This window comes from Sporofaciens sp. St.21A7 (assembly GCF_059728535.1).
The window spans coordinates 4,554,626-4,573,840 of record NZ_BAAGFN010000001.1 but is presented as its reverse complement, the minus strand read 5'-3'; the positions used below and the strand labels follow the sequence as shown (position 1 = coordinate 4,573,840).

Genomic DNA, 19,215 nt, shown 5'->3' with positions numbered 1-19,215 from the left:
ACGTCTGGTTTAGAATCCTACGGTTCTCCCTTTTTCCATCCGTGTAAGCTGCCGTTCCCCTTCGTCCGCAATCGTGCGGAAGTCCTGAATCGTCTGTGCCATCTGCGGCAATGCCTTAGCCTTGTAAGTGCTGATGTCATCCAATGCAGACAGGGTGTCCGCAAACGCCTGTTTCAGGGTATCCGGCGAGATGCTTGCCTCCACGGCTTCCCGCTGGATAGCGGTTCCCTGTTCTTTCAGCATCCGGGATGTGGCGCTGATCATATCATTGGTGGCCGCATTGAGCATCTGGACTTTTTCCAGTACAATCTTCTGGTTATACAAAGCGCCTGCAACCGTCACCGCCACACGAAGGGCTGCGACCGTCACCGTCTGCGCCCGATCTACGGCGCGGATCAGTTCCAGATTGTTCTTCCGTATCACTTCCATAGCGATGATTCCCTGCTGGTTCACCACCAGTAATTGCTGGAAATCCATCAGCCTTTGCCGGAGCGGGAAAATGATTTCTTCTTCAACGAATTTGATACGTTCCTCAGAATCACCGGAAATCTTTGCGTTTTCCACGGCGTTTGCAAGGTAGCTGTCAAGCTGCGAGCCAAGCTCAATCTTCTGTGTCAGCTGCTTCGTCAAATCCCGCATTGCCGCCTGTTCAATTTCCAGAGTGGTATTGTCATTTTTTAAAACCGTCCGCCCCTTTTCCAAAGTTTTCACGATACCCGCAATCTCAGCGTCGGCGGTCTTGAACCGCTCGAAATATCTGCGGATAGGGTTGAAGACCTTGCCAAGGACGCCCGTCTTGGTAAAATCGAGCCCTGACGGGTCTAAATCACGCATCTTGATGGACAAGTCTTCGAGTCCCCGTGCAACTTCGCCGGATTCTCCTCCGGCGCGGCTAAAATCCCCCATCCGTTTCTGCAAAATGCTGTTCTTTGTCTGTGACTGCCGCACCAAATCCGAGCCGAATGTCTCGACCACTTGGACAAATTCCCGGCGCTGGGCAAGAGAATCCAAATCAACTGCCATAATCTGGTCAGCCTTGTCTTTGACCACATTGGTAATGACCGTCTTCTCCTCAGGGGTAGGCGCCAGTTCTGCGGCAACCTCTTTCTTGATTGCTTCTGTATCCGGCAGATCCAGTGAGAATCCGCCGGAGCTTTCTTTCGTGGTTGGTAAATCCAGTGAAAATCCGCTCATAATTGTTCCCTCCTAAGTGGATAGATGATGAAAGCTGCATATGTAAAAGCTGCCTTCCGACTTCTGATTGAATAGAGTTACATATTCGCATTAAATAAAGTTTTCAGCTGGTAAACGACGTCGTCGGTGGACGCGTCGATACTTGCCGCCTCATTTACGGAGCTGATGCTCTGCAAAGCGGACAGGTCGGCATTGTAGCCAATAGTATAGACCGGAATCTTCAGGCCGCTTAAAACATCCCGGATATCGTGCAGGTTATAACCCACATTGGTCTCTCCGTCGCTCAGTACAAACAGCATGGGCTTTGCGTCCGGGTATTCCTCCATCTGCTTGCGGATCATATCAAGCGCAACGCAGATTGCGTCAAAGGTTGCCGTGCCGCCGGATGCGTAGAGGTTTTCTACGCTTCCTTTAAAATAAGTCTGCTGCTCCAGATTGAACTGCCCGATTGGAAGTTCGATGGTCACGTCGTCTGCATAACTCACAAGGCCGATATAATTTTCCGGGTTGATGTATTTCATGCTGTTAATCAAGGATGTCTGGAGGGCAATCAGCGGTTCGCCGTCCATGCTTCCGGAAACGTCCGTCACGAACACGCCGATGACCGGCCTTCCGTTATCTTTGTTGGTCTTGTAAAGTTTCTGGGCGGCTGTCAGGATATCCCCGGAGACAGGCTGGTATTCGCAGGTATAGTCCTTCATGCCGTTGAAGCCGTACTCCGTTGCCCGCGCCATAGCTTTTTCCGTCCCGCAGTATTCGGAAAAAAGTTTCAGAATCTCCTTTTGCTCCGGGCTTGCAGAGTCTACGCTGACCAATGGGTTGTCATGGCGGTAGCCGTATGGGGTAAAGGTGTAATTACTGGACAGAAGGGTATCGTTGGAATAGGACTGGTACTCCATGATAAAACCGTCCAGAGAGCCGTTTTCCGCTGCTTCCCGCATCTGCATAGTGGTCAGGGCCACAAAAGGCACATTTTTCTGGAATTTCTGGAACCCGGCTGTAGCAGTTTCAGACAGCGGATTCTCCAGATCGTACCGCTCCAGGGTGCAGATTAGGAAATTCAAGCCTGCGCTGCTGGCAAAGGGATTGGTATACCCCATTGCGAATTCTCCTGCCTCGGTTGCCTCCGTGATGGCTTTCAGGTCTACGCTTCCGTATTTCTCTACGATTTGTTCGTTGGTCTTGGAGGAAAGCAGGATACCGGCTACGTTGCCCACCAGGCTTTCGGAAATCGTTTCCGTAGCGGTTCCTTTTGCGTTCAGCATGTCTACCCAGAGCATGCTGGAAGGGGCGAAACCTTCCGGAACGGCTTTCCCTGTGGCGATGTAATCCAACGCCTGCCCGCTGTTGACGTTGCGGATCTGGACGGAAACCTTCTGCCCGCCCACCTCGTAGCCGTGTTCGTTGAATTCCTCTGCCATCTCGCAAAGCCAGCCGTCCGTTCCGCTGCCCGCCTTCTCCGGGGAGGAGTAAATCTCGGCGTACAGGCTGGTTTCTGCCTCCACCATGACTTTACAGGTGTCGATGTCCGGCAGCTCGTCGGCTTCATCCTCGGCAGAGTCGTACTCGATTGGGGATTTGACAGGGGTTCCGGTCTCCGGGTTAATCTTGTCTACCATCTTGGCGAGACGCTTTTCGGCGCTTTCTTCTGATATTACTTTTTCTGATTTCCCGATATTGCGTGTGACATAGATGCCGCCGAAGACTGCGGCGCATACAATTACAATGACACAGGCTAATATCCCGATTGCTTTCTTGTTCATAGGTAGTCCTCCTGATTCAGGTAATGCTGTTATTGATAATATTTTGTTTCGTCGATGAGACGTTCGATTTCACCGATTAGCTCATTGTTGGCGTCTGCGTCTTCCCCGGAAGAAGACGAGGCGATTTCCATGGTGAGCGCGTCCAGTTTCAGCAGTATCTTTTCGTTGTGGGCGATGGTTGAACGGACGTCGTCAAAATTCTTCTGGTACAGGCGGAGCTGTTCCTCCTGGATGTCGTCGGGGATGTCGTCCTCCCGGTAATGCTGAAGCCTGGCATATTCTTTCTCGTCGAAGAGCCGCATCCGGTTTGCCATTGCGACTACATTTTTGATAGCGGAAGATTCCGCCGCTGCCCCTACGCTGTCAAACTTGTCGAAGCTCATGGTTCCCCGGGTGAACTTCTGGGACAGGATGCCAGAAAGCCGTTGTCGGCACTGGAAAATGCGGTCAAGCTGTTCGGACGCCGTCCTCGCCAGACTTCCAAAATACTTTCCTTCGCAGTGGCTTCTCAGGATATCCTTGGCTTCGTCAAGGTCATGGACGTCGTCTAACAGGACGGGGTTCCGGTCTGGTTCCCGAAGGAGCCGGATATTGATTAGAAAGAAGGCAAGGATGAGGAGCAGCGCTGCGATGATGGACATTCCTGCCCGGAAAATGCTGTAGTCGGACAGCCTTAGATTTATCAGGCCCGGCGAATACAGGACGATTGCTGCGGCTGCGATGGATAGGTTTGCCAGGATTAATTTTATATATTTTTTCATACATCCCCTCCCGTTCGGCTTAAATCGTTAAGCGATAATTGTATATTCTACATTATACGACACATATTGAATTCTGACAAGTTGACAGTTTCTTGTAAGTAAGCAATATTTTGGAACACTAAGCGCTCGTTGAAATGTGGGATAGTATTGCTATTTTCAACAGTTCTATTTATAATAATATAAATAGAACCCAAAGTTTTTAAAAGACCAGAAGGGTCAATGAGGAGGAAATATTATGGCTGTGATGAAGAAGCTCCCGATAGGCGTTGAGTTTTTTCGGGATTTCAAATCCGAGCATTTTTACTATGTGGACAAAACCGGGTTCATTGCAGAGCTTCTCAGGACAAGAGGGAGTGTCAATCTCTTTACACGTCCGCGGCGTTTTGGTAAGAGCCTGAATATGGATATGCTCAAGTCATTCTTTGAAATAGGCGCAGACGCATCTTTGTTTGAAGGGCTTGAAATATCAAGGGAGAAAGAGCTTTGGGAGCGGCATATGGGTAAGTATCCGGTGATTTCAATCAGCCTAAAGGATGTGGAGGGCGAGAATTTCCAGGCAGCGTATGACCTGCTTGGCGCACGTATCAGTGAGGAGGCGGAAAGATTTGGGTTTCTTCTGGAAAGTAATAGGCTGACAAGCTCCCAGAAGGCAAAATTCAGGAAACTTTTGGATGAGGAATTTGAAAAGAACTCTGTCCTTTATGGCAGTATAAGGCTGATGACAGAAGTACTCGGCAAACATTATGATTCTAAGGTTCTTGTTTTGATTGACGAGTACGACGTGCCGTTAGACAAAGCCCATCAGGCAGGGTATTACCCACAGATGATTCAATTGATCCGGTCATTGTTCAGTCAGGCTCTAAAGACAAACGTGAATCTATATTTTGCCGTAATCACAGGCTGTCTGCAGATTGCAAAGGAGAGTATTTATACAGGGCTGAATAATTTTAAAGTTCGATCGGTTTCAAATACGGATTATGCGGAATATTTTGGCTTTACGGATATGGAAGTGAAAGAGATGCTGAGATATTACGGCGCAGAAAAATGCTTTCCTGCTATGAAGGAATGGTATGATGGATACCATTTTGGTAATGTGGACGTTTATTGCCCATGGGATGTGATTAGCCAGTGCGATATGCTGAGAGTCTCAAAGGATGCGGCGATGGAGCCGCACTGGGCTAACAGCAGCAGTAATGCGATCATTCAGGATATCCTTAAAAATGCTGCGGAATCTACAAAAGCGGAAATCGAGATGTTGATTTCTGGAGAATGTATAGAAAAAGAAATCATTCCGGAACTGACATATACTGATTTGGACAGCAGTGATATCAAAAAGAGGCAGACATATCTGTGGAGTGTTCTTTATGCCGCCGGATATTTGACGGATAAAGAGAAGCCTAATGGCAGAATCCATAGGCTGGTAATTCCCAATAGAGAAATCCGTGGAATTTATGAAGACAAAATACGTTCTTGGTTCGAGGGGGAAATAACCAAGAAAACAGAACAGTGGAGACAGTTTTGCGCTGCAATAAAAGGCGGCGATGCAGAGAGCGTCCAAACGCTTTTTAACGAGTTCCTTGCGGATTCAATCAGTATCCGTGACACGGCGGTAAAGAGTGAAAGGAAAGAGAATTTTTACCATGGTCTGCTTTTAGGTCTTTTAAATGTAGAAAGCAGTTGGGTTGCCAAGTCTAATATAGAGTCTGGTATTGGGTATACGGATATAAAGATTATAGTTCCGGCTGAAAAAATTGGGTGTATTATTGAGGTAAAGTATGCGGAAAATGGTGCATTTGATGCGGCGTGCCGAAAAGCAATAAAGCAGATTGAAGATTGCGGGTATAGTGTATCCCTGAGGCAGGAGGGAATGGAGACGATTCATAAATACGGAATTGCGTGTTATAAAAAGAGCTGTAAGGTTATATACGGGCAGTAAAGAAATATTCATTTGCCATAACAGCAGATGGGAAAGTGCTTGATATGAGGATGTATTATTTGCTGAAAGAAGAGGGAGGGACAAATGATGACGAGGGAAGAGCGGGTCGAGAGTTTGATTCATTATCTGAAGCATGAAAGGGAAGGCTATGAGACAGTCCCGGAGCCTGTGGGCTATGAAGGGAAAAGGCGGCTTCTGCGAAGTCTTATGAACGTGCGTTTTCCGGGGGAGGCCGCAGAGGATTTTCTAGAGATGCAGGATGAGCTGCTTAAAGACGAAGCAGAAGAAAAAGGGATTGTGGATATACCGGAGATTCCGGTAATCCGGGATATTTACCCGTGCAGGGAAATCCGTAATGCAGACAGAATCTCTCTGTGGCGAGGGGACATTACAAGGCTTGGGGCAGATGCCATCGTCAATGCGGCAAACAGCCAGCTTCTCGGGTGCTTTGTGCCATGCCACGGATGTATTGACAATGCGATCCACTCGGCAGCAGGAATCCAACTGCGCAATGAGTGCGCCGCTATTATGGAGAAGCAGGGGCATGAAGAGCCGACAGGGAAGGCGAAGATTACGAAGGGGTATAACCTTTCGGCAAAATATGTCCTCCATACGGTAGGGCCGATTGTAGGGATGAAAGTGACGGAAAAGCAGAAGGAGGAACTGAAATCCTGCTATCTTAATTGCCTGAAACTGGCCGAGAAGAAAGGGCTTCATTCCATAGCATTCTGCTGTATCTCGACTGGGGAGTTCCATTTCCCGGGCAAGCTGGCGGCAAGGATTGCAGTCGATACCGTAGACCGCTATCTGTCGTCTTCTGCCCTTGAGCGGGTGGTATTCAACGTGTTCAAGGAAGAGGACTTGAATATTTATAAGAAGATATTTCAATGACGAAAGATATATTTTCGATTTAAAGCAAGGATGACGGATGCACCCTTGCTTTTATTGTTAAGAATGATTTATGATAAATGAATCTGAGTGAAAATGCGAAGGAGGCATACGGCATATGGAAAATCTGATTTTTAGTCTGAATGCAACGGTTCCGGTCTTCTTAATGATGGTTTTGGGTACATTTCTTCATAAAATAGGATGGATTGACGATGGGTTTGCGTCGAAGATGAATCAATTTGTGTTCCGCGTCCCTTTGCCGCTTTTGCTGTTCGGGGATTTGGCGGCGGTGGATTTCGCCGAAGTGTGGAATCCTAAGTTTGTGATGTTCTGTTTTGTTGTGACTGTGCTCAGTATCGGCATCTCGGCGGGGATATCATTTCTCTGGAAAGACAGGGCCATACAGGGGGAGTTTATTCAGGCATCCTACCGGAGCAGCGCGGCAATCCTTGGGATTGCATTTATCCAGAATATCTACGGAACATCTGGGATGGCGCCGCTGATGATTATCGGAAGCGTTCCGCTGTATAATATTATGGCTGTGCTTGTACTTGCGTTGTGCAGGCCCGGGCAGAAGGGGCTGCACCGGGAAGTACTCTGGAAAACCTTAAAAGGAATCGTGACGAATCCCATTATCCTTGGGATTGCGGCGGGACTTTTGTGGTCGGCGTTTCGGATTCCCATACCGCAGATTTTGGATAAAATGGTATCGAGCGTGGCAGGGATGACGACTCCTATGGGATTGATTGCCATGGGGGCGGCATTTGACATACGAAAAGCATTTGCGAAAATGAAGCCGGCGTGTACTGCCGCATTGATTAAGCTGGTAGGATTCTGCGCAATCTTTCTTCCTGCCGCTGTGGGGATGGGATTTCGGAGGGAGGAACTGGTGGCGATTCTGGTCATGCTGGGCTCGGCAACGACGGTGAGCTGCTATGTGATGGCAAAAAATATGGGACATGAAGGGGTGCTTTCTTCAAGCGTGGTCATGCTGACTACTCTGCTGAGCGCATTTACGCTGACGGGATGGCTGTATGTGCTGCGAAGTTCGGGGCTGATATAGGGATTCTGATGTATAAATATATGACAAATTTTCCATAGTGTGGTAAAATAGGAACATACGAAAGCAGAGTAAGACCCTTTGAGGTATCAGGGAGTAGGAGATAAAGTATGAGAAAATGGGTTGAGTATGCCGTAGAGAATTATAAGGGGAAGAATTCATTTGGGTTTCAGCTTGCAAAGGATTTGAAGGAGAAGCAGATTGAACGTGCAATCGAGCGGTATGCAAGGGGCGTGCAGCCGAGGGAAGTTGCGGCGGTTCTGGATACGTCTGCGTTCAAGTCAGGGAAGACGGGTTTTTTATTGACAGACCGCTATCTGTACAGTGACAAATGTAAGGACGATGGGCCGATTGGCCTGATGTTTCTGAAAAGTGTTTCCGTAAAGCCTGAGAATAACAGTTGTTGTGTGCTGACGTTTGAGGACGGCAGCAGGCGGGAGATTGATATCTCTGTGTTTCTGGATGTGGCAGACGTATTGAATCTGATTATTGAGCAGAAAGAGAAGTATGAAGCAGAGGAAAAAGGACGGGAATCGGAAGGAATGGATTCTGATTCAGGTGAAGCCGGGCATTCAGAAAGCGAGGCCGTTTCGGAGGGCGCAGGGAATCAAGGTGCGGGAACGGACGTTCCCGAAGGGCTTGAAATCAGGGTGGAGTTTGACTCGATGAAGAGTTACCCGGATTTGGAAGGCCAGGGAACGGATGAGAAGCCTGGGATTGAGAGAGAGACAGAGACAGGAGTTTTTGGGGATTCTGGAATTGCGGAAGAAGCAGGGACAGGGAGGAATCATGGAGTAGAGATAGGTATAGGAGTTTCAGAGGAATCCCCAATTGCGGCGGTGCCAAGAATGGCAGGAAAGCCTAGGATAGAGATAGAAGCGGCGGGGCAATCTGGAATAGAGATAGAATCAGTAAGAGAAGTTCAGGATAGAAAAGTAAAAGAAACAATGACTTTCGAGAAACTGCACGAATCGGGAACCCATGGGACGGCAATCGAGATTGTACGGATGGAAGATTTGGATGAGCCGGAGGAAACCGAAGAAGCCCGTGAGATGCGCTGGCTGGCAGATTTTATCCAGTCCGAGGAATTAGACTGGGGAGACGACATGGGAACTTCCCAGACGCTGCCGCTGGAAAAGGATTGGATTGACGAGATAGATGAGAAACCGTCGGAAGCTGCAAAAGAGGGGAATCCTGCAGGACAGGAGAAAACGGCAGAGGAAGAGGCCAGGGAGGAAGCAGCTTTATATGAAGAGCTGCTGAACCGGGCAGAGTCGGGGGATGCCGAGGCGATGTTCCGGGCAGCGGAATTTTATTACGCGGGACAGTATACGGCGAAGGATGAGAAACAGGCTTTGCGTTGGTTCCGCGAATCTGCTAAGTTAGAATATGTTCCTGCCATGCTCAGGATGATGAGATTCTACGAAAAGGGCGAGCTGGTGAAACAGAACTTTAAACTCAGCATGAGCTGGGCGAAGAAGGCGGCGGCGACAGGGGAAGCGGAAGGGAAGTATGCCCTTGCCGAGGCATATATTTACGGGGGCGCAGGAAAGCAGGATGTAGAAGCCGGATTGAAGATTCTGGACGAGATGGCAGCAGGTGGCGATGAGACGGCATTGCAGAAAGCGGAAGAGATACGCGGGAAAGTCAAGCGGGCGAAAGAACGGTTTGACGATGGAATCCGGCAGCCAAGCACTGCCTCCGGCAATTATGAGATGGGGCTGTACTGCCAGACCGGGGACGGTTTCTATACATATCCCAAGGAGGCGGTTCAATATTTCCTGAAAGCTGCTGAGAAGGAGCATGTTCATGCCCAGTATCAGCTTGCATTGGCGTACCATACGGGAGAAGGCACGAAGAAGAATGAGGACGAGTGTGTAAAATGGCTTGAGAAGGCGGCGGCCAAGAGCCATAAGGAGGCGATGGAGCTGCTGAATGAGATTCAGGAGAAGCAGCGGACGAAGCGGGAGAAGACAGAATTTAAGAATCACCTCAGGCAGGCGGAAAAAGGCGATGCCTATGCGCAGGCGAAAGTGGCGGAGCTGTACCTGAACGGAATCGGAGTCAAGGAAGATGTGGAGAAGGGCATCGAATGGTACGAGAAGGCAAGCGAGACGGACGAAGGGTATGCGGCAAGGCAGTTGGCGAAGATTTACAGCGAGGGAAAGTATGTGCCGGAGGATAGCGAGAAGGCGGCTTATTGGAGAATGATTGGCGGAGTGCTGGATGAATTATAGTTTTATGTTTGATAGAGAGAATATAGGGGGGATTTGGCGTTTATTCGGGTTAAGATGTAAAAATAATGCGATTCAGGTAAACCTCGTATTTTAAAAGAAAGTTTATATATGGAAAAATAGAGTTTCCCACCTCCTCACTGAACTCTGTTAGATTCTGTTCTGCCAGCCATGCCCGTTTCTTTTCCCAGTAGGATATAAGGCGTGCATAGTAGGATCCCAAATATTCTCTGTGACGGAGTTCTTCATCACAGAGAGTGACCAATACCTCGAAGTTCTTCACCATATATCATCACCTTCCTTTCTTAATGGTGCAGATATATGGTCTCATATGAATTTTTTTATGTAAAGAAATCCCGGCTCAATTCATTATATTTACTGGGTTGGGCCGCCATTTCTTTACATAACGAAAGTCTTTACATAAGCTTTGGAGGCACCGTCCCGTACTTGTGTATGTAACAGGACGGTGCCGATGGAACCGCAGATCAGGGAGAGCTGCGCACCCATGTAGCTGCAGCCGTTGTCAACATAGAGCTTAGACGGGATTCCATGAGCGGCCACGGCATCCTTGAGCACCTTCTGGAAGTTAAGAAAGATTGCAAGCTGGCAATGAAGCGTGGGCTGGACGTTGGACTGTTGGAGAGCGTGATTGCCGACCTTGCCATGGGAATCCCCCTCCCGTAGAAAAACAGAGACCATGCCCTGTCCGGGAACTGGGCCGGACACCGTGAGTGCCATGTGTTGCCCGACTGGCTGCGTATCTACCGCATTGAGGATGACGTTCTGGTGTTGACACTATCCCGAACCGGGTCGCACAGCGATCTGTTCGGAAAATGTTTTTTACCCGCTGCCGTATGGGGTGTTTCCCTGTACGGCGTTGCAAGATAAATGATATATCAGTTGTAAAACAACAATATGCGACTGCAAATAACTTATTCATTAATTTGTGCTTGTTCCACGATAATACTTTCTGATTTTTCAGAAGGAATGGTTGCAACGACAAAAGATAATATAGGGAGGTTATGGGATGCAATATATGAAGTTAGGAAATGCAGACCTGACGGTTTCACGGATCTGCATGGGCTGTATGGGATTTGGCGATGCAAAAGGCGGCCAGCACTCTTGGACGGTTGACGAGGAACATTCCCGTGAGATTATAAGGAGGGGGCTGGAGCTTGGCATCAACTTCTTTGATACGGCGATTGCTTATCAGAGCGGAACCAGCGAGCAGTATCTTGGCAGAGCATTAAAGGATTATGCAAAGCGGGACGAGGTTGTGGCGGCAACGAAATTTCTTCCCCGGACGCAGGATGAGATAGACGGAGGAATCTCCGGACAGGAGCATATCCGGCGGATGTTGGATAAAAGCCTTGAGAATCTGGGGATGGATTACGTGGATCTGTACATTTATCACATGTGGGACTACCAGACGCCGCTCTATGATATCATGGAGGGCTTACATCAGGCAGTAAAAGCGGGAAAGACCCGTTATATCGGTATTTCCAACTGTTTTGCATGGCAGCTTGCAAAGGCAAATGCGCTGGCAGAAAAAGAGGGATTTACCAAATTCGTTTCCGTGCAGGGGCATTATAACCTGATCTTCCGGGAGGAAGAGCGGGAGATGGCAGCTCTTTGCGCAGAGGACAATATCGCCATGATGCCTTACAGCGCTCTGGCGGGCGGAAGACTCTCGAAACATCCGGGGGAGTCTTCCAAGCGTCTCCGGGAAGATGATTACGCAAGATCAAAATACGATGCCTTTGCAGGACAGGACGAAGCGATTATATCTCGAGTAGCGGAGCTTTCCAAGAAACGGGGAGTCAGCATGACGGAAATCTCTCTGGCATGGCTCCTTACCAAAGTAACGGCTCCAGTGGTGGGAGCGACAAGACTCTCTCATGTGGAAGGCATGGCAAAAGCAGCGGATTTGAGTTTAAGCGACGAGGAGGTCCGGTATCTGGAAGAGCCTTACGTTCCCCATGCACTGGTTGGCGTTATGGCACAGAATACAAGGAAAGCGGCGAAGGATGCCCATGTATGGCAGTAGGACGGGCATATCAACCGATGGCTTGCAGCAAACTGCTTTGGGGATTATTATACAAGAGGCGGCCTTGATTTAAAGCAGCGGGAGATGATCACTTTCTGCTTTCTGACGGCGCAGGGCGGCTGTGAGCCGCAGCTTACTGCCCATGCAAAGGGGAATATGAATCTTGGAAATGATAGGGATTTCCTGCTCCGGGTGGTATCCCAGTGCCTTCCCTATATTGGGTATCCGCGTAGCCTTAATGCGATAGAATGTGTCAATAGAGCGGCAGAGTAAAGAGAGGGAAAGGGCGGCAGAATAGAAAGATTATACACCCTGTTTTAGAGAAACAAAAATCTGCCGGGAATCTCATTCCCCGGCAGACCATCCGACTTACACAATTAATGAATTGCTGTAACCGCTCGCTCTCTAATCTCATCCGACCCTAGGATAGGAACAATATCCGATTTACTGCTAGACTTTTTATAATCTGAATACCCCAAACGGCTAAATCGTTTCTTGTCACACTCTAAGTCAAAAAAGTCTTTCAATTTCTTCTCCATATCGTCAGACTCCGCAATTCTGGATATCAAATCATGACAAGCCTCCTGACAATTCATATAAGTCTTAATATTATGTTTTTTTCCTCTTTCACCATCGTACACAACCCAGCTTGCGGCATTCTTTACAAGACAGATGGCCTCCTCCGCAAACTCTCCAAAAGACCAAAAATCGTCCCGTATATCAAATGCTTTGAAAGTTCTTTTCAATATTTCATAGAAATCAAGATTCTCTTTTTGTATGTGTGAAGGTTCACGTAATGTTTTTCCCATAACTACATCCTTTCTAACATGCCTTTTCTGACGGCTTCCCTGATTGTAATGGGATGGTAATACTGGACTGCACCGCCTTCGCTGTCAAACCCCGGAGCCACAATCCCTTTTTCTACGATGCATTTAATACAAACATTGTCAGAAATTACTTTATATTCATTATATTCCATGGTTTCCGGAATATATGGCAAAGATAATTTCTCATATGCAGTTCCCTTGGGAGCTGTAAAACGGCCAATCTCATTTCCGTATCTAATTATTATGCTTCCATAAGGTAAAATAAATTCAATCGTATATTTTCCATTACTTTCTATATTTCTGGTATCAAATCCATTGTCATCTGCATGTTTTGATAAATAACTCCAATTTATTACTGGCTGACCATGCCGATCTTTTTTTCCTGTGCCATATTCCTTCTTTTTCAGTTGGCGTATTCCGCTGATTGATTCACCGTTATAGTTTTTCATTCGTCGTACTTTCTTTCTGAAATTCTTTCTTTTATTGAAGTATAGCACTGAACATAGTGGATTGATAGATGTAAGTTATAAACCTGTAGTAAATACAACTGTATTATAATAATATAGTATAATAAAATCACGATGAAATCGAGACCATTGGACAAGATCTGATCATTGCAAAGCAAGATTTATAAATGTGTAATAGGGTGTAATTGTGTGGGGAAGAGGGGAAGGGAGTGTAGAAAATGTGTATGATACAGAAAAGAGTGTTCATCGCAGCAGAACGCATCGTGCGAAGGAGAAGAAAAGGAGCCGCCGTATCTAAGTTGCTATACCAACTTAGATACGGCGGCCCGTTTAAGAACCTATATCGGTTCATGAAAATACTGAATTCAGGAATTAGCAAGTAGCTCCTCCGACTACATTTTTCTCAAGAATCTGCTTCTTATCAATCTTGCTGTTCAAAAGCTTGTCCTGCACATAATCGAACCCAAGCCTTGCAATGGTATCCGCGAACCGTTCCCCGGAGTTCCCTTCATCACGGAAGAACAGAATCGCCCGTTCCACCACGTCGATGACTTCTTCTTCCGAGGTAAAAATCCGGTCTAACGCACGTCCTTCCGCAACCTTCTTGCCCCAACGTCCGCCAATATAGACCTTGTAGCCTGTCACAGATTCCGTCACTGCTCCGAACGGACATTTATCAATACACCGCCCGCAGTGGTTGCAGCTCTCCTCAGGAATCCGAATCTTCCCGTCCGCGAGCTTCGCGACTTTGATAGGGCAGCTATTTTCAACCTGACAGACCTTGCAGCCCTTACACTTGGACAAATCAATCTCCGGCTGACGCTGTCCGATAATCCCCAAATCATTCAAATCCGGCTTCACGCAGTTATTCGGGCATCCGCCTACCGCAATCTTGAATTTGTGCGGCAAAGACACATCATGGTAGCCCGTATAGTAGAGGTCATGCAGCTTTTCCGAGAGTGCAAACGTATCAATCAGCCCATACTGGCAGGTCGTTCCCTTACAGGATACTACCGGGCGCACCTTAGAGCCGGTTCCGCCGGTCTTTAGCCCTGCGTCCTCAAGAAAGGCAAAGAGAGGTTCCAGATTATCGTAATTCACCCCTTGGATTTCCAGCGTCAGGCGGGTCGTCATGGTGATTTCCCCGGAACCGAACTTTTCAGCGGCCTCGGCAATCTTAATCTGTTCTTCGGTGGTGAGCTTCCCGTTCCTGGTAATCACACGTACATTGAATACATCGCCGTACCGCTTATCCTGCAGGCATCCAAGCCCCTTGACCCGTTTGATTTCTTCGGCAGAAAGCTTCTTCCCGTCCCGGGGAACTTTTACTTTATTGAAAAATGCGCCTCCCTCCAGAACTTTGGTGTTCGTGTATCCTAAGGCTTTCAGGCGGTTCTGTAAGAAATATCCCCGTTTGCCCTTTGCGCATACCAGCAGCAGTTTGGCGTCTTTGTCAAATCCCTCCAGCGGTCCATTTACTTTGGACAGGTCAATCCATGTTGCTCCCGGGATGGCCGGGGCAGGCTGTACGTCCAGTACCGTATATCCTCTGGCGTCCCCTTTCGCATATTCCGCCGGGCTTATGGAGTCCAGCAGACCTTCCATCTTATTTTCCAGAATATAACATGCTGTGACGAAGGGATGGATTGCCGTGGAAAAAGGAGGCGCATAGGCGAAGTCAAGGGTATCGAAGTCATGAAGCTTCATCCCTTGGGAAATGCCTACCGCAGCAATATCCGCCATCTTATCTACGGCTCCTGCACCCAACACCTGTAAGCCCAGTAATTTTCCGGTTTCCGTCTCAGCGGTGAGTTTGACGATAAATGAGGATGCGCCCGGATAGTAATGAGCCTTATCGTCCAACACGCAGATAACAGAAGTCGCGGCGTAACCGGCTGCATTTGCCTGGGCTTCCGTAAGTCCCGTACGTCCGCCGTTCAGGGTTGGAAGCAGGCGTACCACGCCGGTGCCGAGGCAGCCTTTATATCCCTCGCCCGCATTGTTTAAGGATTTTGCCATGGCGCGCGCCGCAAGGTTGGCGGTGGAACCCATGGCAGACCACTGTCCTTGCCCGGTCAGCGCATTCTTGACCATGGCGCAGTCGCCTGCGGCATAGATATCCGGCAGGTTGGTCTGCAAATGCTCGTCCACGAGAATCGTTCCTTTGAACATCTCAAGGCCGGAATCTGCCAGAAATCCTGTGGCAGGACGGACTCCGATTGCAAGGATTACCATATCGGCGTCAAATGTGCCGTTGTCAGTCACCACCTTCTCGGCTTTGGAATCGCCTTCGATTCCTGTCAGGCTGGTGGAGGTCAGCACGCGCATGCCGGCGGAGAGGAGCTGTTTCTTCGCATAGTCAGCCATTTCCTCGTCGTAGGCGTTAGGCATAATCTGGGGCGCAGCGTCAATGACCGTTACCTGCATGCCCTGTGCCATCAGGTTCTCCGCCACCTCAAGGCCGATGAACCCGGCGCCGCAAACCACTGCCTTCCGGCATTTCTGTTCTTCTATGTAAGAGCGTGCCGCCACGGCATCGTCCGGGGTGCGCACGCAGAACACGCCGGGAAGCCCTACGCCGTCTACGGGAGGAACGAAGGGGACAGCCCCTGTTGCAATGATGAGTTTGTCATAGGTTTCCGTAAATGTCTCGCCGGAGGATTTTTTCAGGGAAACGGTCTTAGCGGCGCTGTCGATGCCCGTCGCCTCACAGCCGGGGAAGACCTCTGCGCCGGTAAGACCGCTGTAACGTGCCGGAGTGTTGACAATCAGGCTTTCACGGTCTGGGATGTCGCCGCCGATGTAGTAGGGCAGCCCGCATCCGGCATAGGAAATGTCTTCTCCCTTGGTATAGACTCTGACGTCTGCGTTCCGGTCGCAGCGTTTCAGCTTGGCGGCGGCTTTCGTGCCTGCGGCAACGCCGCCGAGGATTACATATTTCATAATAGTTCGTCTCCTTTCGTTTACAATTAATTCCTATAGAAAAGTATAATATAAAATCCATGATTTTGCAAAAGCCTACGCATTAATCCGGTCAAGTTCTGACAGGTTCACTCCTGCAATGTTAAGGATTGCTTTCAAAGAAATATACTCTTCCTTTAACGCTGCATATGTCTTCTCAGCGTTTTCGTCTTTTGCTAATACCATATAGCGTTGTATTTTATTAAAGTTATCTATGGCATTTTTGGCAATTTCTAAACTACTTGGCATATCTCTCACCTGCTTTCTTGAAATATCACTTCTTATGTGTACAATACGTTATTTTGCGGCCGCTCCCACATGCGGTATCTGCCAGGGCTCAATGCAGCACTGGTGTTTTTTCGTCTTAGGGTCATAGCTGACACCTACAAGAAGCAGATTCCCGCGGTAATCTGCCAGGGACTCCACATAGCATTTGTCTTTAATCTGTTGGATTGCGCCGGCCGCAGAATTATCCCATTTCAGTTCAATCACAAGGGCAGGCTTCTCAGGATGATTTTTTCGGGGAATGTATACAATATCGGCAAAACCCTTCCCGGTGGGAAGCTCTCTGAAAGAGAGATAATATTCCCTTGCACTGTAATAGGCAAGAGCAATCGTGCAGGAGAGGGCGTTTTCATTGTTATAAGTCAGTATGGATGTCTCCATGTGCGCTGTTTCAAGGCCAGCGGCTACGGCGTCAGGGTCTTGGCGTATGGTCGCCTCTAACAGCTCGTCCGATTTCCTCACTGCATCAGCCACCGTATCCCATCCCGCAGATTCAACTGCATTGCAGAATTCAGACGCAATCTCGGAATTGGGAATAAAGACTTCTTTTGTTTTGAAATCATATCCTAGATATCCAAGATGAATTAATAAGGTAAGGACGTCGTCCGCAGAGGAAAATGTGGTCATATCATTGGTAAAGGTTGTGGTATTGATTTTCTTGCGTATTCCGGCAAGAAGTTGGGTAACGATGTCTTTCAGCCCTTTGAAATTCAGGATGATGTAATCCCGGAGAGCTTCAAAAGTCTCGGTCTTATTCCAGAAATTATCGAAGCTTCTGGTGAGCATGGCGCTCACTACGGAGCGGGGGCTGTAGATGTGGGTCGTGCCTTCAAAGCAATAACCGTCGTACATGCGTTGCACTTCTTCGTAGTCCATCTGGTAAACAGAGCATAACTCTCTTACTTCTTCGTCCGTAAATCCCACGTAGGAAGCCAGCGGCCCGGGATTGGTCATGGAAAATTCATCGAACATATTCAGGGCGGAGTGGGTTCCGTATTTCTTGATTGGAAGGATGCCTGTCATATATGCAAGGGCTACGTACGGCTGGTCTTTCAGCAGGTTACGGATGAAGTCCAGATATAGCCGTTGGGCTTGGACGTCATGTTTGTATTCTCTGAAAATGCAGTCCCATTCGTCGATGATGAAGATGAAGGAAGTTGTTTTATTTGCAGAAATTGTTTGCAATACGGAGGTTAATGACGAAGGGTTAAAATAGTTTAATTCCGAATATTCCTCCAATAATTCCCACAACAGCGTTTTTTCAATCAGTTCTTTTAAAGCTGGAATACTGCTTGTCTGACTTAAAAATTGCTGGATATTTAAAAATATAATATTGTACTGGTTTAAATGTTCTGAATAGGTAGTGTTTTCGGCAATCGCCAGATGGTCGAACTGCCCGCTGGAATCAATATTTTTTCCATAGTAAGCCGCAAGCATTTCTGCGGCCATAGATTTGCCGAAACGTCTTGGGCGGCTGACGCAGACAAATCGCTGCGCCGTATTAATGACAGAATTTGTATAGGCAATCAGTCCGCTTTTATCTATATAAATCTTAGAATTGAGCGATATCTGGAAACTTCTGTTTCCCGGATTCAAGTAGATTCCCATAGACACAATCTCCCCTTTCGTTGTTATCTGCTATTTTACCCGATGTTACAAGAAAAAACAATCTGCAAGCATCAAGCTAACAGTTCCCCCAGACAGTGCAAAAGCCGTTCATTATCCTCCGGCATCATAATACAGAACCGGATATATTCCCCGGGAAGCCCCGCAAAGGAAGAGCAGTCCCGAATCATCATGCCCTTTTGAATCGCATGCTCAAACACATCAAAGGAAGATATGCCATCCTTCAAAAGCTTCATGAGGATAAAATTCCCATAGGCAGGATAGGCTTTTACGTAACGGAAATCATTTAACACAGCCATGCATTTGCTCCGCTGGGAAAGAATCAGCTCTCTTGTCCGTCGGATGTAATCCGTATCCATCAGCATCCGCTCCCCTGCAAAAGCGCCGAGGCTGTTCAAAGACCAGGGATTCTGGTGCCGCTTCAGGTTAGTGAGAAATGCCCGGTTACTGGTCATCCCGTAACCCAGACGAAGCCCCGGGGCGGCAAAGAATTTGGATACGCCCCTTAGAATCATCAGATTATCATAGCGGGGAATCAAAGGAACAGCGGAAATCTCGGCTACGGAAGGGGCAAATTCCACATAGGTTTCATCAATCATCACGAAAATCCGGCGTTCTTTGCACAGCCCGACCAGCGCGTCCAGTTCATTGCAGTTAAGGGCAGAGGAAGTCGGGTTATTGGGATTGCACAGAATCAGGAAATCAACATCGTCTGCAAGCGCCCGTTCCAGATATTCCAGATTGAGACGGAAATCCCGTTCCTCTTCCAGATAGTAATTGGTAATCCGCCCGCCGGTCAGGGACAGCTCCCTTTCATATTCCGAGTAAGTAGGACCGATGACCAGGGCGTGTTTGGCATTTCGCTGGCTGATTAGCAGGGAAATCAACTCCGTAGAACCGTTCCCGGTTACGACGTAATCCATGTCCGTACCGCAGTATTGGGCGATTGCCTTGCGCAGCGCCTTATATTCTCTGTCCGGGTAACTGGTGATGATGTCCAGATGTTCTGCAAGGGCGTCCCGCACCGCGTCAGATAACCCGAGAGGGTTTACGTTGGCTCCGAATTTTACGATGCTTTCCTTGGGGATTCCATAGTATTTCTCAATCTGCTCAATGTCGCTGCCATGGAATGCAGGGCGAGTCTGTGGCATATTATCTGGCATGTT

The 19,215-nt window shown here is 48.2% G+C and carries 15 protein-coding genes and 2 pseudogenes; 8 read left to right on the top strand and 9 right to left on the bottom strand.

Annotated elements, in window-relative coordinates:
• Positions 1 to 9 precede the first annotated feature (9 nt).
• From AC6I3O_RS22740 to AC6I3O_RS22730, 3 genes are all read right to left on the bottom strand, one after another.
• A complete protein-coding gene (locus AC6I3O_RS22740; protein WP_497852805.1) occupies positions 10 to 1,194 on the bottom strand; it encodes a toxic anion resistance protein in 1,185 nt (394 codons plus the stop codon).
• A gap of 77 nt (positions 1,195 to 1,271) precedes the next feature.
• A complete protein-coding gene (locus AC6I3O_RS22735; protein ID WP_497852804.1) occupies positions 1,272 to 2,957 on the bottom strand; it encodes a vWA domain-containing protein in 1,686 nt (561 codons plus the stop codon).
• Between the two features lie 29 nt (positions 2,958 to 2,986).
• A complete protein-coding gene (locus AC6I3O_RS22730; protein ID WP_497852803.1) occupies positions 2,987 to 3,718 on the bottom strand; it encodes a hypothetical protein in 732 nt (243 codons plus the stop codon).
• 235 nt (positions 3,719 to 3,953) lie between these two features.
• On the opposite strand from AC6I3O_RS22730, the gene AC6I3O_RS22725 reads away from it, so the two are divergent.
• The 7 genes and pseudogenes from AC6I3O_RS22725 to AC6I3O_RS22695 form a co-directional block, all read left to right on the top strand.
• Positions 3,954 to 5,654 carry an AAA family ATPase gene (locus AC6I3O_RS22725; protein WP_497852802.1) on the top strand — a complete coding sequence of 567 codons (1,701 nt, stop codon included), beginning with the start codon at positions 3,954 to 3,956 and terminating at the stop codon, positions 5,652 to 5,654.
• A gap of 87 nt (positions 5,655 to 5,741) precedes the next feature.
• A complete protein-coding gene (locus AC6I3O_RS22720; RefSeq protein WP_497853575.1) occupies positions 5,742 to 6,545 on the top strand; it encodes a protein-ADP-ribose hydrolase in 804 nt (267 codons plus the stop codon).
• Between the two features lie 115 nt (positions 6,546 to 6,660).
• The gene (locus tag AC6I3O_RS22715; protein WP_497852801.1) at positions 6,661 to 7,605 is read left to right on the top strand and encodes an AEC family transporter; all 945 of its coding nucleotides are present in this window, start codon (positions 6,661 to 6,663) and stop codon (positions 7,603 to 7,605) included.
• A 107-nt stretch (positions 7,606 to 7,712) separates the two neighbouring features.
• Entirely contained in the window at positions 7,713 to 9,839 is a 2,127-nt protein-coding gene (locus AC6I3O_RS22710; RefSeq protein ID WP_497852800.1) for a tetratricopeptide repeat protein, read from the top strand.
• A 546-nt stretch (positions 9,840 to 10,385) separates the two neighbouring features.
• A pseudogene (locus AC6I3O_RS22705) lies at positions 10,386 to 10,724 on the top strand (type II toxin-antitoxin system YafQ family toxin).
• Between the two features lie 139 nt (positions 10,725 to 10,863).
• Positions 10,864 to 11,883 carry an aldo/keto reductase gene (locus AC6I3O_RS22700; RefSeq protein ID WP_497852799.1) on the top strand — a complete coding sequence of 340 codons (1,020 nt, stop codon included), beginning with the start codon at positions 10,864 to 10,866 and terminating at the stop codon, positions 11,881 to 11,883.
• 6 nt (positions 11,884 to 11,889) lie between these two features.
• A pseudogene (locus AC6I3O_RS22695) lies at positions 11,890 to 12,156 on the top strand (carboxymuconolactone decarboxylase family protein); the annotation flags it as partial.
• 104 nt (positions 12,157 to 12,260) lie between these two features.
• On the opposite strand, the gene AC6I3O_RS22690 reads toward AC6I3O_RS22695, so the two are convergent.
• Together AC6I3O_RS22690 and AC6I3O_RS22685 are read right to left on the bottom strand one after the other, a co-directional pair.
• Positions 12,261 to 12,692, bottom strand: coding sequence for a hypothetical protein (locus AC6I3O_RS22690; protein WP_497852798.1), 432 nt, complete (start codon positions 12,690 to 12,692; stop codon positions 12,261 to 12,263).
• Between the two features lie 2 nt (positions 12,693 to 12,694).
• A complete protein-coding gene (locus AC6I3O_RS22685; protein ID WP_497852797.1) occupies positions 12,695 to 13,159 on the bottom strand; it encodes a TNT domain-containing protein in 465 nt (154 codons plus the stop codon).
• A 242-nt stretch (positions 13,160 to 13,401) separates the two neighbouring features.
• On the opposite strand from AC6I3O_RS22685, the gene AC6I3O_RS22680 reads away from it, so the two are divergent.
• Positions 13,402 to 13,560 carry a hypothetical protein gene (locus tag AC6I3O_RS22680; RefSeq protein ID WP_497852796.1) on the top strand — a complete coding sequence of 53 codons (159 nt, stop codon included), beginning with the start codon at positions 13,402 to 13,404 and terminating at the stop codon, positions 13,558 to 13,560.
• Here AC6I3O_RS22680 and AC6I3O_RS22675 read toward each other — a convergent pair.
• The 4 genes from AC6I3O_RS22675 to AC6I3O_RS22660 form a co-directional block, all read right to left on the bottom strand.
• Complete coding sequence (locus AC6I3O_RS22675) at positions 13,550 to 16,120, bottom strand: FAD-dependent oxidoreductase (RefSeq protein WP_497852795.1); 2,571 nt, start codon at positions 16,118 to 16,120, stop codon at positions 13,550 to 13,552. The genes AC6I3O_RS22680 and AC6I3O_RS22675 overlap by 11 nt on opposite strands.
• A gap of 75 nt (positions 16,121 to 16,195) precedes the next feature.
• Positions 16,196 to 16,387, bottom strand: coding sequence for a hypothetical protein (locus tag AC6I3O_RS22670; RefSeq protein WP_497852794.1), 192 nt, complete (start codon positions 16,385 to 16,387; stop codon positions 16,196 to 16,198).
• A 48-nt stretch (positions 16,388 to 16,435) separates the two neighbouring features.
• The gene (locus AC6I3O_RS22665; RefSeq protein WP_497852793.1) at positions 16,436 to 18,031 is read right to left on the bottom strand and encodes an AAA family ATPase; all 1,596 of its coding nucleotides are present in this window, start codon (positions 18,029 to 18,031) and stop codon (positions 16,436 to 16,438) included.
• A gap of 71 nt (positions 18,032 to 18,102) precedes the next feature.
• Positions 18,103 to 19,212, bottom strand: a complete 1,110-nt coding sequence (locus AC6I3O_RS22660; RefSeq protein WP_497852792.1) for a pyridoxal phosphate-dependent aminotransferase — start codon at positions 19,210 to 19,212, stop codon at positions 18,103 to 18,105.
• Positions 19,213 to 19,215: the final 3 nt, after the last annotated feature.

What these genes read in the sequence shown, in the direction of transcription:
- AC6I3O_RS22740 (WP_497852805.1), bottom strand. Translation starts at nt 1,194, where the DNA reads ATGAGCGGATTTTCACTGGATTTACCAACCACGAAAGAAAGCTCCGGC.
- AC6I3O_RS22735 (WP_497852804.1), bottom strand. Translation starts at nt 2,957, where the DNA reads ATGAACAAGAAAGCAATCGGGATATTAGCCTGTGTCATTGTAATTGTA.
- AC6I3O_RS22730 (WP_497852803.1), bottom strand. Translation starts at nt 3,718, where the DNA reads ATGAAAAAATATATAAAATTAATCCTGGCAAACCTATCCATCGCAGCC.
- AC6I3O_RS22725 (WP_497852802.1), top strand. Translation starts at nt 3,954, where the DNA reads ATGGCTGTGATGAAGAAGCTCCCGATAGGCGTTGAGTTTTTTCGGGAT.
- AC6I3O_RS22720 (WP_497853575.1), top strand. Translation starts at nt 5,742, where the DNA reads ATGACGAGGGAAGAGCGGGTCGAGAGTTTGATTCATTATCTGAAGCAT.
- AC6I3O_RS22715 (WP_497852801.1), top strand. Translation starts at nt 6,661, where the DNA reads ATGGAAAATCTGATTTTTAGTCTGAATGCAACGGTTCCGGTCTTCTTA.
- AC6I3O_RS22710 (WP_497852800.1), top strand. Translation starts at nt 7,713, where the DNA reads ATGAGAAAATGGGTTGAGTATGCCGTAGAGAATTATAAGGGGAAGAAT.
- AC6I3O_RS22700 (WP_497852799.1), top strand. Translation starts at nt 10,864, where the DNA reads ATGCAATATATGAAGTTAGGAAATGCAGACCTGACGGTTTCACGGATC.
- AC6I3O_RS22690 (WP_497852798.1), bottom strand. Translation starts at nt 12,692, where the DNA reads ATGGGAAAAACATTACGTGAACCTTCACACATACAAAAAGAGAATCTT.
- AC6I3O_RS22685 (WP_497852797.1), bottom strand. Translation starts at nt 13,159, where the DNA reads ATGAAAAACTATAACGGTGAATCAATCAGCGGAATACGCCAACTGAAA.
- AC6I3O_RS22680 (WP_497852796.1), top strand. Translation starts at nt 13,402, where the DNA reads ATGATACAGAAAAGAGTGTTCATCGCAGCAGAACGCATCGTGCGAAGG.
- AC6I3O_RS22675 (WP_497852795.1), bottom strand. Translation starts at nt 16,120, where the DNA reads ATGAAATATGTAATCCTCGGCGGCGTTGCCGCAGGCACGAAAGCCGCC.
- AC6I3O_RS22670 (WP_497852794.1), bottom strand. Translation starts at nt 16,387, where the DNA reads ATGCCAAGTAGTTTAGAAATTGCCAAAAATGCCATAGATAACTTTAAT.
- AC6I3O_RS22665 (WP_497852793.1), bottom strand. Translation starts at nt 18,031, where the DNA reads ATGGGAATCTACTTGAATCCGGGAAACAGAAGTTTCCAGATATCGCTC.
- AC6I3O_RS22660 (WP_497852792.1), bottom strand. Translation starts at nt 19,212, where the DNA reads ATGCCAGATAATATGCCACAGACTCGCCCTGCATTCCATGGCAGCGAC.